Raw genomic sequence first — 16,807 nt, 5'->3', positions numbered from 1 at the left:
TTAAGCTTTACGTGCAAACTCATCCATAAAATCGATAAGCACCTTAACGCCTTCCAACGGCATCGCATTATAGAGGCTGGCTCGCATGCCACCGACAAAGCGGTGTCCCTTCAGCCCCATTAAGCCAGCTTCTTTCGCCTCGGCTAAAAAGCGCTCATCAAGGCGCTCATCCGCTAGCTGGAAAGGAATATTCATTATCGAGCGGTAATCCGGGTTAACCTGATTACGATAGAAATCTGACCCATCAATGTAGCTATACAAGGTGCTCGCTTTTTGGTGATTAGTTTGACCCATCGCCGCTAGGCCACCCTGCTCTTTTAGCCATTTAAACACCAACCCGGATAGATACCAGGCAAAGGTGTTTGGTGTGTTGTACATTGAGTTATCTTTCGCCTGCAACTGGTAGTCCATGATCGAACTCAGTTCAGGCTGCGGGTTACCGAGCAGGTCTTTTTTTACAATCGCAATAGCGAACCCGGACGGTCCAATATTCTTTTGTGCGCCGGCATAGATAACCCCGAAGCGGCTAACATCCAGCGGTTCGGCCAAAATATTCGATGACATATCCGCTACAATGGGAGCATCCACATCAGGGATATCATGCAATGCGATACCGTCAACTGTTTCATTAGGACAATAATGAAAGTAGGCAGCATTGTCTGACAGCTTCCATTGATCGCGCGGAGCAATGGCCTTGCCCTGTCCGGTTTCCTGGTTACCTGCGACAACGTTTACAGCGCCCACATACTTTTGCGCTTCGCGTATGGCATAACCTGACCAAATACCACTGTCCAGATAGTCTACCGTAGATGTTTTAGAGGCGATATTTTGCGGTACGGCGGAAAATTGACCACGTCCGCCCCCTTGCAGAAACAGCACTTCGTAGCCATCAGGTACATTTAGCAAGTCGCGCAGATTTTGTTCTGCTTGTTTAGCCATTGCTACGTAAGCCGGGTCCCGGTGTGAAAACTCCATCACCGAAACGCCGGTATTATTCCAGTTTAATAACTCAGACTGCGCCTGCTCCATGACCACTTTAGGGAGCATGGCAGGGCCGGCAGAGAAATTAAAAACACTATTACTCATCAGCACTTTCCTGTCCGGCTTCCGCGTCGCTGTCTCCCGCATCATGCTCTTCGCTATTAGGCTGTTCACCGTCAATAGCCTCGGTCAGCACTTCGTCCTCGTCAATTTCATCGATACGTTGTAAACCAACCACTTGTTCGTCATCGCCTGTGCGAATTAAGCGTACACCCTGGGTGTTACGACCCACGGTAGACACTTCGTTAACACGAGTGCGCACTAGCGTGCCTTTATTACTGATCAGCATAATTTCGTTGCCATCAATAACTTCCATAGCACCGACTACAATGCCGTTGCGCTCACTGACTTTTATTGATACCACGCCCTTGGTAGCGCGCGATTTAGTCGGATAATCACCAACGGGTGTACGTTTACCATAGCCGTTTTCGGTTACCGTAAGAATCGCAGCCTCGGCTTCTTCGTAAGTACGCGGAACAATCAGCGAGACAACCCGTTGTCCATCCTCTAACCGAATACCACGCACACCGGTAGCAGTACGACCCATCGAACGCACTTGATCTTCTTTAAAGCGAACGACTTTGCCGGCATCCGAGAACAACATAATTTCTTGTTCGCCATCGGTGATATCAACACCAATAAGCTCATCACCATCATTTAGATTTAGTGCAATAATGCCACCGTTACGTGGGCGCGAATATTCAGGTAATGGCGTTTTCTTAACGGTGCCGTTTTTGGTCGCCATAATGACGAACTTGTCTTCCGGATAATCCCGGGTCGGCAGAATAGCGGTAATGCGTTCATCCGACTCCAGCGGTAACAAGTTTACAATCGGTTTACCGCGAGACGCGCGACTTGCCAATGGCAACTGGTAAACCTTCATCCAGTAAATGCGACCATAGGTTGAGAAGCACAAAATCGTATCGTGGGTGTTTGCTACCCATAGTCGCTCAATGAAGTCTTCGTCCTTCATTTTAGTGGCCGCTTTGCCTTTGCCGCCACGGCGTTGTGCTTCGTATTCGGTCAACGGCTGATACTTGACATAGCCTTCGTGCGACAGTGTCACCACAACGTCTTCTTCGTTAATCAGGTCTTCCATACTGATGTCGTGCGCCGCCGCTGTTATCTCGGTTTTACGCTCGTCACCAAAGTTGGCCCGTACTTCGACCAACTCTTCGGTAATAACTTCCATTAACCGTTCGCTGGAGCGCAAGATGTGCAATAGCTCCGCGATTTGATCAAGAATGCCTTTATATTCTTCGAGAATTTTTTCGTGCTCGAGACCGGTTAGTTTATGCAAGCGCAAGTCAAGAATGGCCTGAGCCTGTTCTTCAGTCAGGTAATAGTTGCCGTCACGAATACCGTATTCTTCCGGTAAATGATCAGGACGTGCCGCATCAACGCCAGCACCCTCGAGCATCGCTGCCACATGACCCAACTGCCAGCTGCGCGAGGTTAATCCCTGCTTAGCTTCTGCCGGCGTCGGTGAGTGACGAATTAATTCAATAACTTCATCGATATTAGCCAGCGCAATAGCCAGGCCTTCTAATATGTGCGCACGCTCACGGGCTTTGCGTAACTCATAAACCGAGCGGCGGGTAACAACCTCGCGACGATGACGCACGAATGCGTTGAGCATGTCATACAGATTAAACAGTTTTGGCTGGCCTTTATCCAGCGCCACCATGTTAATGCCGAAAACAACCTGCATCTGGGTATTGGCATACAAGTGATTCAATACCACTTCAGCAACATCCCCACGCCGAATTTCGATAACGATGCGCATGCCGTCTTTATCTGACTCGTCACGCAGACCGCTGATACCCTCGAGTCGTTTTTCTTTGACTAACTCGGCGATCTTCTCGATTAAACGTGCTTTGTTAACCTGGTACGGTATTTCCGTCACGATAATGCTTTCGCGGCCGGATTTTTCGTCTACTTCAACTTCGGCTGTGGCGCGCAAGTGAATGCGTCCGCGCCCTGTTTTATAAGCTTCAATAATGCCTGAACGACCGGAAATACTCGCTGCAGTCGGGAAGTCAGGACCCGGAATGAATTCCATCAGCTCATCGATAGTGATGTCCGGGTTTTCAATTAACGCCAAGGTACCGTTAATCACTTCGTTAAGGTTATGCGGCGGAATATTGGTGGCCATACCAACCGCAATACCTGAGGAACCATTAACTAAAAGATTCGGAATACGTGTCGGCAATACATCAGGAATGCGCTCGGTACCGTCATAGTTATCAACAAAATCAACGGTTTCTTTATCAAGGTCCGCTAACAGCTGATGCGCAATTTTTTCCATTCGAATTTCGGTATAACGCATCGCCGCAGCAGAGTCGCCGTCGACTGAACCGAAGTTACCCTGACCATCGACCAAGGTGTAACGCAATGAAAATGGCTGTGCCATACGAACAATCGTATCGTAGACCGCCGAATCGCCGTGCGGGTGATATTTACCGATAACATCACCGACCACACGCGCTGATTTTTTATAGGGCTTGTTAAAGTCATTACGCAATTCGTTCATCGCGAACAAAACGCGTCGGTGAACCGGTTTAAGACCATCGCGCACATCCGGTAACGCACGGCCGACAATGACACTCATCGCATAATCAAGATAAGAACTCTTGAGTTCGTCCTCGATATTAATGGGTGACACTTCTCTGGCAAGATCGCTCATACTGTTGTCCCTAAATCCCTAACAAAATGGCTAACTATTCTGTTTTTATATTGATCTAGCCATTGTACCCATCCGCATGCATGATCGCACCCTCTTTTTAACATTCCTTTGCTGCGGTATGCTATGCGGCACAATGACCGACCGAAGGCGGCGTTAAGCCGGTATAGAAATGATTCAAAATGACCAAAAAAACGTCAATCAAAACGTCGATCCGGCAGAAATCGAAAAGTTTTCAGCGATAGCTTCACGCTGGTGGGATACTGAAGGCGAATTTAAGCCCCTGCATAAAATCAATCCCTTGCGTTTGGACTTTATCGAACAGCATGTCGGCGGTCTATTTGGCAAGCAGGTTGTTGATATAGGCTGTGGCGGTGGTTTACTGACTGAGGGAATGGCTCAACGCGGCGCGAAGGTACGCGGTATCGACTTAGCTGAGCAATCACTGCAAGTTGCGCGCTTACATGCGCTCGAAAGTGAGTTAGACATACCCTACGACTGTATTGCCGCTGAAGACTTTGCTGAACAACACAGCGCTCAATTTGACGTCGTCACCTGTCTGGAAATGCTCGAACACGTGCCCGACCCCGCATCGATTGTCGGTGCCGTAAGCCGTCTGGTTAAGCCCGGCGGTAAGGTGTTGTTCTCTACCCTGAACCGTAACGTTAAAAGCTGGCTGTTAGGCATTTTCGCTGCTGAACATGTACTTAAATGGGTGCCCAAAGGGACCCACGACCATCAGCGTTTTATCAAACCATCTGAGCTACTGGCAATGACTGACCGTTATGGATTGCAGGCAAACGCAATCAATGGCATCGTCTACCATCCGTTACAGGGCTTTAAGCTAAGCCAGCAAGACGTTGACGTTAATTATATCGTTGCGCTGACTAAGCCAGGCGCTTAAACGATAGCGAAACTAAAAGGGCAAACATGACTAACGCAGTTAACGCGGTGCTGTTCGACCTCGATGGCACACTATTAGATACCGCTCCTGACCTGGGTGCGGCACTTAATCACGTGTGCAGATTACATCAACGGCCGCAAGTCAGTGCAGAGCATTTTACCCCTTTTGCCTCGCATGGTTCCCGTGGCCTGCTGAATTTAGTCTTTGACCAGGATATTGCCGGCGACGAAACTAAGCTGCCTCAATTAAGGGAGCAGTTCCTGAGCTATTACAACGATAATATCGCGGTTCATACGCGCCCGTTCGATGGTATCGAGAACCTGTTAAACGCGCTCGATAGCGCAGGCATAAAAACGGCTATCGTCACCAATAAACCAGAAGCACTAACCCAACGTCTGCTCCCTTACTTTGACGCATTTGATCATATCGAAGTCGTTGTGGGCGGCGATACCCTGGACGTAGCAAAACCGCACCCTGAGCCCTTGCTACACGCGGCTAATGCCTTGCAGGTAGATGCCAGCCGGTGTCTATACGTAGGCGATGCCGAACGTGATATTCAAGCCGGTATTAACGCCGGCATGGCGACGGTTCTGGCCGCTTACGGTTATATTAGTGATGACGACCAGCCACAACGCTGGGGTGCGGATTACGTTATTCAAACACCGGCAGAACTATTAGATATCTTATCTATCACCGCCTTAGCGACTTAATTAGTAAGGTAAAGCGTTTTGCTTAGAATATCGCTTTCTAAGAAAGAATTTTAAAAGATAAAAAAATTATAAATACGCAAACGCAAGTGGCTTAAGCGTTTCGACAACCTATCGTAATTTGCAACCAATATTTACACATAATTTCATCTAATTTGACTTGATCGTTGGGTGCGTTACTTCTAGCATACTGAATATCCCAACACCCCTAGATATTGTGTTCATTCGTTAATCAGTGAGGAATTTACACAATATCTTGTGGTTACAACAACATAACAAATAGATAAGAGTCGGCGCTAAAATGAACGATCAACTATTCGTCACTAAACGTAATGGTGAACGCGAACCATTAAACCTCGATAAGATTCACCGTGTCATCATGTGGGCTGCCGAAGGCCTTCACAATGTGTCAGCCTCTCAGGTAGAAATTAAGTCTCATATCCAGTTTTATGATGGGATAAAAACCGAAGATATTCATGAGACGATTATCAAGGCGGCTGCTGATTTAATTTCGGAAGAAGCACCTGACTATCAATACATGGCCGCGCGTCTGGCTATCTTCCATTTGCGTAAACGTGCCTATGGCAAGTTTGAACCGCCACGCTTGTATGACCACGTAAAAAAAATGGTGGCCGAGCATCGCTATGACGAACATCTGTTAACTGACTTCAGTGAACAAGAGTTCGATCAAATGGACGAGATTATCGACCATTGGCGCGATATGAACTTCTCTTACGCGGCGGTAAAACAGCTCGAAAACAAATATCTGGTGCAAAACCGCGTCACCGGCGATATCTATGAAAGTGCGCAGTTCTTATATATTCTGGTTGCAGCATGCTTGTTTGCTAATTATCCAAAAGCAACTCGCATGGACTACATTAAGCGCTTCTATGATGCCACCTCGACATTCAAAATTTCGTTGCCGACGCCTATTATGTCGGGTGTTCGTACACCAACCCGTCAGTTTTCGTCGTGCGTATTAATCGAAACCGGTGACAGCCTGGATTCTATTAACGCCACTGCCAGCGCCATCGTTAAATATGTATCGCAACGCGCAGGTATCGGTATCAATGCGGGTCGAATCCGTGCTTTAGGCAGCCCTATTCGCAACGGCGAAGCATTCCATACCGGTTGTATTCCCTTCTATAAATACTTTCAGACAGCGGTTAAAAGCTGCTCGCAAGGTGGTGTTCGGGGCGGCGCTGCTACCCTCTTCTACCCCTTGTGGCATCTGGAGGTAGAGAACCTACTGGTATTAAAAAATAACCGCGGGGTCGAAGAAAACCGAGTTCGCCACCTGGATTATGGTGTGCAATTTAACCGCGTTATGTACCAGCGCCTGATTAAGGACGATTTCATCACCTTATTCAGCCCATCCGATGTACCGGGGCTTTACGATGCATTCTTTGAAGATCAGGACGAGTTCGAGCGTCTGTATGTTAAGTACGAACAAGACGACAGCATTCGTAAAAAACGCATTAAAGCGATTGAGTTGTTCAGCTTATTCATGCAGGAACGTGCCAGCACAGGCCGCATTTATGTGCAAAACGTTGATCACTGCAATACGCACAGTCCATTCGACTCTAAAGTAGCACCTATTCGCCAAAGTAACCTGTGCTTAGAGATCGCGTTGCCAACTAAGCCATTGAGCCACGTTAATGACGAAGAAGGCGAAATCGCGTTATGTACTTTGTCAGCGTTTAACCTGGGCAAGATCGAAAAACTGGAAGACTTTGAAGAGCTATCTGATTTGGCGGTACGTGCGCTTGATAGCTTACTCGATTATCAAGAGTATCCGGTACCGGCAGCATACAACGCCACCATGAATCGCCGCACCCTGGGTATCGGCGTTATTAACTTTGCCTACTACCTGGCTAAGCACGGCGTTAAGTACTCTGATGGTTCGGCTAACTCTCTGGTGCACCAAACCTTTGAAGCTATCCAGTTTTATCTGATGAAAGCATCGATGAATTTAGCCAAAGAAAAAGGCCAATGTCCTAAGTTTAACGAGACGACTTATTCTAAGGGGATTATGCCAACCGATACCTATAAAAAGGATCTGGATGCATTCTGTAACGAACCTCTGCATCTGGACTGGGATCAGTTGCGTAAAGATATTCAGCAGTATGGTATGCGTAACTCGACCTTGTCAGCATTGATGCCATCAGAAACCTCATCGCAAATTTCCAATGCCACCAATGGTATTGAGCCTCCACGCGGCTTTGTCAGCGTTAAAGCCTCTAAAGATGGCGTAACCAAACAAGTGGTGCCGGATTACGAAAACCTAAAAGACAAGTACGAGCTGCTTTGGCAGATCCCGGATAACAAGGGTTACCTGCAATTAGTCGGAATTATGCAAAAGTTCGTTGATCAGACTATCTCGGCGAACACTAACTATGACCCGAGTAAGTTTGATGCCGGCAAAGTACCTATGAAGCAATTGCTACAGGACTTGTTAACAGCATACAAGATGGGCGTTAAAACATTGTATTACCACAATACCCGTGATGGCGCCGCAGATAATCAGGCAGATATTGCTGAAGGTCGCAAGCAAGCCAATAAACCACAAGCGCAGAGCCCTGCCGAAGTCATTATCGAAGAAGACGATGACTGTGCCGGTGGCGCTTGTAAGATTTAAGCAAAGGAGTTTGTTTCGTGTCGTATTCAACCTTTAGTCAAGAACAAAGCAACCCGTTAACCGAACCGATGTTTTTCGGCAACTCGGTTAACGTTGCCCGCTATGACCAGCAAAAACACAGTATTTTCGAAAAGCTTATCGAAAAACAAATTAGCTTTTTCTGGCGCCCGGAAGAAGTCGATGTGAGCCGTGACCGTGTTGATTTTAACAAGTTAACCGCCAGTGAACGGCATGTATTTATCTCCAACTTAAAGTACCAGACGCTGCTGGACTCGATTCAAGGCCGTAGCCCTAACATCGCGCTGCTGCCTATTGTTTCGATTCCTGAATTGGAGACCTGGATAGAAACCTGGTCATTTTTCGAGACCATTCACTCACGCTCGTATACGCACATACTGCGTAACTTATTCAGTGACCCGAGCGAAGTATTTGAGGATATCGTTATTAACGAGCAGATAAAAATGCGCGCTAACGATATTTCGCAATACTACGATGACCTGATTTTTTACACGCAGCTTTGGCAGACTCATGGCGAGGGTGAAGTTGAGATCGACGGTACCGTGCATAACGTGACTAAGCGCGAGCTTAAGAAAAAACTGTTCCTGTGTATTAACTCCGTTAACGCGCTAGAAGCGGTTCGTTTTTACGTTAGTTTTGCTTGTACCTTTGCTTTTGCTGAGCGTGAATTGATGGAAGGCAATGCCAAAATCATTCGACTGATTGCACGCGACGAAAACGTTCATCTGACCTCGACTCAGCATATGATCAACCTATGGCAATACGGTGAAGACGATCCTGAAATGCAGGAAATTGCCGAAGAATTGCGCGACGATGCGTACAACATTTTCATGACCGCCGTTAAACAAGAAAAGCAATGGGCGCATTATCTATTTAAAGATGGCTCTATGATTGGTCTTAACGAAAGCATGTTGTGCCAGTACGTCGAGTACATTGCTAACTTGCGCATGCAGGCGATTGGCTTTGATGCGCCCTTCCCTGAACAGCGTTCCAACCCACTACCGTGGATGAATAAATACCTGGTATCCGATAACGTGCAGGTTGCACCACAAGAGGCGGAAATCAGCTCTTACCTGGTGGGTCAGATCGATAGTAGCGTTGATGCCTCAGACTTAGGTGATTTTGACTTATAAGTTAACCACACCATGAGTCAAACTATCTTTAAGGTAAAAGTTAACGGAGAGCACGAGCTCTCCGTTGATGCATCTGAAGGCACCTTACTTGAGGCCCTTGAAGCGCATCAGCTAGAGGTTCATTACCATTGTAAAAGTGGCTTTTGTGGTGCCTGCCGTTCTACCTTAAAAAGTGGCAGTGTCCGTTATATCAATGAACCACTGGCGTACGTTCGTAAAGGCGACATTTTACCGTGCTGCTGTGTGCCTACCAGCGATCTTGATTTAGATCATTAACGTAGTGTTATCTCGAATCTATCTGTTTTTTCGATAAGACTAATCGCAATCATGCATTGTGAAAGTGGCATTAAAAATGGATAATGTGCACAAAGTTTAAACGCTAGTTTTAAAATACCCGACGTTGTGGAGAGAGGGATTATTATGTTTACCGTTATTTTTGGCCGTCCAGGCTGTCCGTTTTGTGTTCGTGCAAAAGATGTTGCCGACCAGTTAAAATCAGACCGTGATGACTTTGATTATCGCTACGTTGATATTCAAGCCGAAGGCATTACTAAAGCTGACCTGGAAAAAACCGTCGGTAAACCGGTGCACACCGTACCGCAGATTTTTGTCGATGAGAATCATGTCGGCGGCTTTACCGAATTTGAAGCCTACGCTAAAGAACACCTGGGCCTGTACGCGGCTTAGTTAAGAATACCAGCTCGCGCATCAAGCGCGAGCTTCTTTCATTGCATTTTTTACCCGCTTTTCAGATACCGGATACTTTGTTCCCAGTGTCTGCGCAAAAAACGAAACACGCAGTTCCTGTAGCATCCAGTATATTTCACTGACCTCATCCGGCACTACGCTGGGGTATTTCTTCAATAATTTCTTATAGTCCTGCTCCAGGCTATCCAGCGTCAGCGTTAACAAACGGTCTTTGTTAGGATCCACCGGCAGTTTTTCTAAGCGTTTTTGCAACGCGTTTAAATAGCGCTCTACGTCTTTTAATCGCTGAGCACCAAGGCGGCTGACAAAACCTTTAAACACCAGTTCATCTAACTGCTTTTGCACGTCGCCACGTGATTGGATTTGATCCAGCGGGATTTTGCCTTTTAGCTGTTTACGAATAGCCTGGCTTTGCAGCAAACAGCGCTCAACGGAACCCGCGATGGCTTCCACGCGCTCGTTTAATTCCGCTCTAACCTGCTCTTTAACGGCATTAAAGGCTTTCTCATCACGAATAAGTTCACCCTGCTGCTTATGCTCGGCGATAATTTCATCGACCGCAGCGGCAATACAATCCTGGATCAGCACATCCACTTTACCCCAGGGATTAAAATACATTGCCAACTTGGCTTTATTCGACAGGCTTTTCTGTAGATGTTTTATCGGTGACGGTACTTGCTTTAGCACCAGTTCACGTACACCACGCAGGTGCTTCTGCTCTGCCTCCGCTGCCGTGTCATACATTTGTACCGATAATTTTCCATCGGCATGGGCCAGCGCCGGGTAGGCTTTAATCTCAAAGCCCTGTTGTTTCTCGGTAACAACGCGGGGCAAGGAATCAAAATCCCAAGCTTCAACGTCGGTACGTTTTACCGAGTCGCCTGCTGATTTATCCAGACGCTGTTGTACACGGCCGGAAAGCTGCTCTTTTAAAGCGGTTAAATTGCGCCCCTGCTTAACCAGCTTTTTGCCATCAAAGATTTTAAAGTTCATGCGCAGGTGTGGCGGCACCGCCTCTTCGTTCCAGGATTCAGGTTCAACCGTTACCCCGCTCATTCGCCGTAGCTTAGTTGCCATCGCATCGAGCAGCGCGCCCTGCATTGGCTCAATATCCGCCATTACCGCCGCCGCGTAATTGGGAGCCGGTACAAAGTTACGGCGAATAGGCTTAGGTAAAGACTTGATTAACGCAGCAATACGATCTTCGCGCAAAGCCGGAATGTGCCAGTCAAAACCCTGCTCGCTAACCTGGTTGAGGATAGCCAACTGAATATTAACACTGACGCCATCATCTTCTGCATTCGGCTCAAAGTGATAACTTAGCGGCAACCGCAGGTTATCCTGACGCCAGAACTCAGGGTATTCGTGTTCAGTAATATGCGAGGTATCGGTGCCAATTAAGTCTTCGCGTTCAAAAAACAGTAGCTGCGGATTTTTCTTCGCGGCTTTGTGCCACCAACCGGCCAGCAATTTTTCCGTATAAATACCTGCCGGCACGTGACGGTCGTATGCATCATACAGCTCTTGCTCATCCACCAGAATATCGCGCCGGCGCGACTTGGCCTCAAGCTCCTGCACACTCTCAATCAGTTTAATATTGTGCTTAATAAAAGGTAATTGGCGCTTTATTTGACCCTGCACTAAGGCTTCGCGAATAAACAACTCGCGCGCCTTAAGCGGCGCAACCGGCCCGTATTGAACGCGCCGGCGGCCGACTAAAATCAGTCCCAGTAAGGTGACCTGCTCATCGGCAACGACCGAACCTTGTTTTGCTTCAAAATGTGGTTCCAGGTACTGACGTTTAACTAAATGTGATGCTGCCTGCTCTATCCACTCCGGCTCGATAGCCGCGTTAACCCGGGCAAACAAACGTGATGTCTCTACCAGCTCTGCACTCACCACCCACTTAGGCGGCTTACCAAAAAGATGCGACCCCGGGAATATATGAAAACGCGTTTGTCGGGTACCCTGGTATTCGTGTTTTTGCTCTTTTAAGCCCACCTGCGAAATTAAACCCGTTAAAATAGCCCGGTGGGTTTGCTCGTACGTGGCCGGTTCATCGTTAATGCGCAGTCCCATCTCGCGCACGCTTTGACGGCTTTGTGTATAAATATCCTGCCATTCCCGAATACGCATAAAGTGCAGGAATTCGCGTGCAATCTGTTTACGAAACTGATTACCACTGAGCTCCTTTTGCTTTTGCTGCAGGTAATTCCATAGATTTAAGTAGGCATTAAAATCGGAACTCTTATCAGCAAATCGCTGATGCCACTCATCAGCCTTTTGCTTTGCATCATGCGGTCGTTCGCGGGGATCCTGTATGCTCAAAGCGGAAGTGATAATCAACATTTCGCGCATGCAGCCGTGTTGTTGCCCGGCTAATACCATGCGCGCTAAACGCGGATCCAAAGGTAATCGTGATAATTGCCGGCCGGTTTCGGTTAATCTCGGCTGTTGCTGCTTGCGCCCTGCCTCGATGGCATGAATTTCTTCTAATAAGTTAAGACCGTCTTTGACAAAACGTTCATCCGGTTTTTGTACAAACGGAAACTCACGAATATCACCTAACCGTAAAGACGACATCTGCAGAATAACGGCCGCCAGATTAGTCCGAAGAATTTCCGGGTCGGTGTACTCCGGCCGATTAATAAAGTCATCTTCGCTATATAACCGAATACAGATCCCCGGACCAATACGGCCGCAACGTCCTTTGCGTTGGTTGGCGCTGGCCTGAGAAATGGGTTCAATGGGTAAACGCTGTACTTTGGTGCGATAGGAGTAGCGGCTAATACGCACCGTACCCGGGTCAATCACGTAGCGAATGCCCGGTACAGTCAATGAGGTTTCTGCCACATTGGTCGCAATGACGATACGACGCCCGCCATGAGGGTGAAACACCCGATTCTGTTCGTGGGAGGACAGTCGCGCGTACAAAGGCAGTACTTCGGTATCGCGCAGCTGCAGCTCGTTTATCGCATCAGCATAATCGCGGATTTCGCGTTCACCGCTGGCAAATACCAATATATCGCCGGGACCCTCTGCCTGAAGTTCCTGTACGGCATCAAGCAGCCCTTGCAGTACGTCTGTTTCTGATGCTTTGCCGTCACCGGGCGGCCGATAGCGCAGCTCGACCGGGTAGGTTCTGCCACTCACGGTCAGTACCGGTGCATCATTAAAATGCTGAGAGAACCGTTCGGTTTCGATGGTTGCTGAGGTAATAACGACTTTTAAATCACGGCGCTTAGGGAGTAATTGATGCAAGACACCCAACAAAAAATCGATGTTAAGACTGCGTTCATGCGCTTCATCGATGATAATGGCGTCATATTGCAGCAGCAGCGGATCATTTTGCAATTCCGACAGCAACATACCATCAGTCATCAATTTAATGGCTGTGGTCTCTGCGGTTTGATCCTGAAAGCGGATTTTATAGCCGACCTGCTGTTTTTGCGTATCCTTGAGCTCTTCACCGATGCGGGCAGCAACACTGCGCGCTGCTAATCGACGCGGTTGCGTGTGACCAATGACACCACGCCGACCATAACCGAGTTCCAACAACATTTTTGGTAACTGTGTCGTTTTACCTGACCCCGTTTCGCCGGCAATAACTACAACTTGGTTATTTTTTATCGCTGATTTGATCTCGTCACGCTGCTGCGCAACCGGCAGTTGCTGCGGATAATCAATAGTAAAACGCTGCTCACTGCGGGCTAAATAGGCAAGTTCGGCGGCCTCAATATCCTGTTTTATTTTCTCCAGTATCTGTTGCTGCCGCTCTGCTTTTTTAACTTTGTGCAGACCACGTAAACGGCCGCGCAATTGCGCGGCCTGTTGTAGTGTGCATTGTTCCAGCTGTGCCTGATACTGCTTAATCAGTGCTTTAGGATCCATACTGCTCCGTTGTGTTAGTCGTCCTCGCGGTAAATGGCAATATGCGCCTTACCATCGGCCTTCATATATCCGCGATACATGCCCTCGGTATTAAACGGCATGGCGATGTTACCGTTTGCATCGATAATAATCACGCCACCAGTACCGCCAGCTTCCTGCAACACACCGTGAATGACTTCATCGCCCGCTTCGGCAACGCTTTTGTTCTGGTACTTAACCCGTGAACAAATATCAGCAGCAACATGATAACGAATAAAATATTCGCCATGCCCGGTTGCCGAAACCGCGCAACTATCATTGTCAGCCCAGGTGCCAGCGCCAATAATCGGCGAGTCGCCAATTCTACCATAACGTTTCAGAGCAAAGTGGGAACAGACCGGGAACAAACTGGGAACAGCGTCCTAATCAAAGCGCTACGCCACAGCCGCAACCACAGCAGAGTGGTCTCGGCACAACAATGCCAGGCACCGGCTCTCAAGGAAAAAACTGGAAGGGTCCTGCGTCAGCAGCACAAGACTTTGACGATGATATTCCGTTTTAACGAACACGTTTTTTGAATGAGGTAACTATGATGCAGCAGACAGTACAAGACAATCGACACATTGAGGTAATGACCGTTAAGGAAATATGCGACCTGCTCCGTATTTCACGCAGTACCTTTTGCCGTGTAACACAAAAGCATGAGCAGTTTCCGAAGCCTATTCCAGGAACCGGGAGCAAGTTTCTGTATCCTGCTAAGGATGTCAGGAAGTTTGCTGGTCTTCAGTAATTCTTCTGGCCGCTGCCTCGGCGGCCTGGATGACTAGCTGATACCACGCGTCATAGGCTTCTCTCTGCTCATTTATCCAGTCATGGCGGTTGTATATGGCTAATACGCCGCCCAGACTGTGTCCCAACATTTTTTCAACCACATGCGGCTGTACACCCTGCTCTGATAACCGTGTAGCGAGTGTTCTGCGAAAGTCGTGAACACGCCACTCTTCCATATTCAGTTTTGCTCGCAAACGTCTGACGGCTCGCTGAATTGCGTGCGTTGTGATCGGCTTTTTAAAGTCGTTGTCCATTGAGCCAAACACATAATTAGGACTGGGCGCGGACTTCATCGTGTTCACTAGCTGAAGCATGTCATCAGTCAACGGTCGGCGAATAGCCACACCTGTTTTGCTGCGCTCCTTGGATACGGTCCAAATACGATTATCAAAGTCGAACTCTTTCCACTTAGCTTCTCTGGCTTCGGAGTTCCTAGCGCCGGTAAGCATGATGAGTTTAATACAGTTGCGAACGGCCAATGATAGCTTGGTGTTCTCAATGGCCATCCAGATTAAGCCGACCTCATGTAATTCCAGTACTCTGTCACGTTGGCTTTTGCTGGTCCCAATTGTGCTCACCTCGAGGTTCATCACGGATGGCGGGTTGATTAACTCCCGACGCATACACCAGCCGAGTGCCCGCTTGGTAACCTTAAGGACGACGCCGGCATTATAAGGCGATGTGTTCTCTGCTATTCCGTCAAACAGCGTTAGCCACTCATCCATCCGGATGCGCTCAACAGCGATTGAGTAGCGCCCTTTCAAGTGTTTATCTACGATGCTCTTGTAATTGACTTGAGTTGTCTGTCTGTAAGCATAAATATCCAAAATAGCACGCAGGCATCAATTTATAGCACGCTAGTAGCATATAGAACTTTACTTACAAAGAAAACACCAGATAAACAGAAACAACTAGCGACACAGATAAACACAGCAAAAGCCGCGCGGTATAAGACATGCAGCCATATTCAGACAATAAAGGCCACAACGAGAATCACGATTAATAACCAGATAGCCTCTTAACCCCTTTATAGCTTCAATCGAATTATTTCAAAAATAAGAAATAGCACGCAGGTAGCACTATGATTAAGGAAAATATATTTACAGTTTTCGCATTTATTGCAGTCTTTTCTCTTGGTTCTGCGATTGCGTTTAGCAAAGATGATGTCAGTACTTGGTTTGACTTTATCGGCGCTTTCTCTGCACTGGGACTTTTAGGATTATCAATTTATGCTTTGTTTTACTGGCGGAAACAAGAAAAATATAAAAACCGTGCGCGGGTGGCTTCTACTATAGTCGAAGAATTAGCTAAACCCGTTTGGCAATTGGAACTCGCTATAGCTCGACATCATGTTAGTAAGTTTACTGCTAAATCTGAGGGAAAGCACCCCCAGCCGGATTTTGAGCAGATGGTCATGGATGAACTTTCAAAATTAGGCACTACGCTAAAAAATGATGTGGCATATTTAACCCCCTTCATTAGCGATGAGTTCAATGAGGTTTGTATGAATTGGGTTTTCGAACTTGCGACTAGTCCAAAAACTAACGAAATCATTAATTACGGCTCTGAGGTCGTTATAAAATTTAGAGAGATGCGACGGCAGCTTTTACAAGTCGCATCTTTCGAAATCAAAAATTTAAACACTAAAGAAATTCAGTCTAAAACTACTAGTTACAGTATTCATAAAGGATTTTTCAGTAGCGAATGGAAAAATTCAACTAAATACTCCAAATAGCAGCCATGTTCTCCACGGCAAGTTTATGAGCCTCTTTAATCTCGGCCTTGGTACAATCCGTCATTACGCCCGTACCATCGTTCGCCAGTGACCACGGAATAATTGTTGTGTCAGGCTCGTCGCTGGCAGCGGTAAGGGCATTGACCATTCGGCTCATGCTGGCCTCGTCGGCATCAAACTCCTTACCACTGGTCGTTGTAACAACGGCCTGGTCTAAAAGCTTCTGACGACTTTCTTTGAACAACCGGACTTCTTCCTCAGGAGAAGGCAAAAACTCGACGTTATACTCGCTAGTTTCTTCGTCATAACCGAGTGCTTGTTTAGCTTCGGCTTCGCCCGAAAAATCGTAATAGTAAGTTTTAGACACAAAGCTGGGTAAATCAGTACGTATGGTTTCAGACTCCGATAAGCCCTTAATGCGATCGTGACTCATTACGTAGTATTTTAGATCGTTGTACTCATCCGCGCTGACCTTGTTACCTTGCTCGTCATATTCTGCTCGTTTGGTAGGAACAATGCCTATTAGTTTAATCGTCATG

Annotated in this window: 12 protein-coding genes and 1 pseudogene; 7 read left to right on the top strand and 6 right to left on the bottom strand. The window is 47.4% G+C overall.

The window, feature by feature from the left end; genetic code table 11:
- Together serC and gyrA are read right to left on the bottom strand one after the other, a co-directional pair.
- Positions 1-1,086 (bottom strand): 3-phosphoserine/phosphohydroxythreonine transaminase, encoded by a 1,086-nt coding sequence (gene serC, locus KZ771_RS04425; protein ID WP_290654499.1) that lies wholly within the window; start codon positions 1,084-1,086, stop codon positions 1-3.
- Positions 1,079-3,727, bottom strand: a complete 2,649-nt coding sequence (gene gyrA, locus KZ771_RS04420) for a DNA topoisomerase (ATP-hydrolyzing) subunit A (RefSeq protein WP_133538500.1) — start codon at positions 3,725-3,727, stop codon at positions 1,079-1,081. The genes serC and gyrA overlap by 8 nt, the downstream gene beginning before the upstream one ends.
- A 169-nt stretch (positions 3,728-3,896) precedes the next feature.
- On the opposite strand from gyrA, the gene ubiG reads away from it, so the two are divergent.
- The 6 genes from ubiG to KZ771_RS04390 all read left to right on the top strand — a co-directional run bounded on the left by ubiG (position 3,897) and on the right by KZ771_RS04390 (position 9,811).
- On the top strand, positions 3,897-4,628 hold the full coding sequence (ubiG, locus tag KZ771_RS04415; RefSeq protein ID WP_290654498.1) for a bifunctional 2-polyprenyl-6-hydroxyphenol methylase/3-demethylubiquinol 3-O-methyltransferase UbiG: 732 nt from the start codon (positions 3,897-3,899) through the stop codon (positions 4,626-4,628).
- A 26-nt stretch (positions 4,629-4,654) separates the two neighbouring features.
- A complete protein-coding gene (gene gph, locus KZ771_RS04410) occupies positions 4,655-5,338 on the top strand; it encodes a phosphoglycolate phosphatase (protein WP_133538502.1) in 684 nt (227 codons plus the stop codon).
- A gap of 298 nt (positions 5,339-5,636) precedes the next feature.
- Positions 5,637-7,973 (top strand): class 1a ribonucleoside-diphosphate reductase subunit alpha, encoded by a 2,337-nt coding sequence (nrdA, locus tag KZ771_RS04405; protein ID WP_133538503.1) that lies wholly within the window; start codon positions 5,637-5,639, stop codon positions 7,971-7,973.
- Positions 7,974-7,990: 17 nt separating this feature from the next.
- Complete coding sequence (gene nrdB, locus KZ771_RS04400; RefSeq protein WP_290654497.1) at positions 7,991-9,124, top strand: class Ia ribonucleoside-diphosphate reductase subunit beta; 1,134 nt, start codon at positions 7,991-7,993, stop codon at positions 9,122-9,124.
- Between the two features lie 12 nt (positions 9,125-9,136).
- On the top strand, positions 9,137-9,400 hold the full coding sequence (yfaE, locus tag KZ771_RS04395) for a class I ribonucleotide reductase maintenance protein YfaE (protein WP_133538505.1): 264 nt from the start codon (positions 9,137-9,139) through the stop codon (positions 9,398-9,400).
- A 144-nt stretch (positions 9,401-9,544) separates the two neighbouring features.
- Entirely contained in the window at positions 9,545-9,811 is a 267-nt protein-coding gene (locus KZ771_RS04390; protein ID WP_133538506.1) for a GrxA family glutaredoxin, read from the top strand.
- A gap of 21 nt (positions 9,812-9,832) precedes the next feature.
- Here KZ771_RS04390 and hrpA read toward each other — a convergent pair whose 3' ends face one another.
- From hrpA to KZ771_RS04375, 3 genes and pseudogenes are all read right to left on the bottom strand, one after another.
- A complete protein-coding gene (gene hrpA / locus KZ771_RS04385) occupies positions 9,833-13,723 on the bottom strand; it encodes an ATP-dependent RNA helicase HrpA (RefSeq protein ID WP_290654496.1) in 3,891 nt (1,296 codons plus the stop codon).
- 14 nt (positions 13,724-13,737) lie between these two features.
- Positions 13,738-14,079 (bottom strand): annotated as a pseudogene (locus tag KZ771_RS04380) (isoaspartyl peptidase/L-asparaginase); the annotation flags it as partial.
- A 387-nt stretch (positions 14,080-14,466) separates the two neighbouring features.
- Complete coding sequence (locus KZ771_RS04375) at positions 14,467-15,258, bottom strand: site-specific integrase (protein WP_290654495.1); 792 nt, start codon at positions 15,256-15,258, stop codon at positions 14,467-14,469.
- 356 nt (positions 15,259-15,614) lie between these two features.
- Here KZ771_RS04375 and KZ771_RS04370 point away from each other — a divergent pair, with 356 nt between their 5' ends.
- Positions 15,615-16,268 (top strand): hypothetical protein, encoded by a 654-nt coding sequence (locus tag KZ771_RS04370; RefSeq protein ID WP_290654494.1) that lies wholly within the window; start codon positions 15,615-15,617, stop codon positions 16,266-16,268.
- Here KZ771_RS04370 and KZ771_RS04365 read toward each other — a convergent pair.
- Positions 16,252-16,806, bottom strand: coding sequence for a hypothetical protein (locus tag KZ771_RS04365; protein WP_290654493.1), 555 nt, complete (start codon positions 16,804-16,806; stop codon positions 16,252-16,254). The genes KZ771_RS04370 and KZ771_RS04365 overlap by 17 nt on opposite strands.
- Position 16,807 lies beyond the last annotated feature (1 nt).

The sequence above is a fragment of the Idiomarina sp. genome (assembly GCF_019431395.1).
GTDB lineage: Bacteria > Pseudomonadota > Gammaproteobacteria > Enterobacterales > Alteromonadaceae > Idiomarina.
Note: the sequence above shows the minus strand (reverse complement) of the source record. Positions and strands in the feature narration are given on the sequence as shown.

Bases quoted from the DNA above. Each gene is read 5' to 3' on its own strand.
- serC (WP_290654499.1), bottom strand. From the start codon at position 1,086: ATGAGTAATAGTGTTTTTAATTTCTCTGCCGGCCCTGCCATGCTCCCT.
- gyrA (WP_133538500.1), bottom strand. From the start codon at position 3,727: ATGAGCGATCTTGCCAGAGAAGTGTCACCCATTAATATCGAGGACGAA.
- ubiG (WP_290654498.1), top strand. From the start codon at position 3,897: ATGATTCAAAATGACCAAAAAAACGTCAATCAAAACGTCGATCCGGCA.
- gph (WP_133538502.1), top strand. From the start codon at position 4,655: ATGACTAACGCAGTTAACGCGGTGCTGTTCGACCTCGATGGCACACTA.
- nrdA (WP_133538503.1), top strand. From the start codon at position 5,637: ATGAACGATCAACTATTCGTCACTAAACGTAATGGTGAACGCGAACCA.
- yfaE (WP_133538505.1), top strand. From the start codon at position 9,137: ATGAGTCAAACTATCTTTAAGGTAAAAGTTAACGGAGAGCACGAGCTC.
- KZ771_RS04390 (WP_133538506.1), top strand. From the start codon at position 9,545: ATGTTTACCGTTATTTTTGGCCGTCCAGGCTGTCCGTTTTGTGTTCGT.
- hrpA (WP_290654496.1), bottom strand. From the start codon at position 13,723: ATGGATCCTAAAGCACTGATTAAGCAGTATCAGGCACAGCTGGAACAA.
- KZ771_RS04375 (WP_290654495.1), bottom strand. From the start codon at position 15,258: ATGGATGAGTGGCTAACGCTGTTTGACGGAATAGCAGAGAACACATCG.
- KZ771_RS04370 (WP_290654494.1), top strand. From the start codon at position 15,615: ATGATTAAGGAAAATATATTTACAGTTTTCGCATTTATTGCAGTCTTT.
- KZ771_RS04365 (WP_290654493.1), bottom strand. From the start codon at position 16,806: ATGACGATTAAACTAATAGGCATTGTTCCTACCAAACGAGCAGAATAT.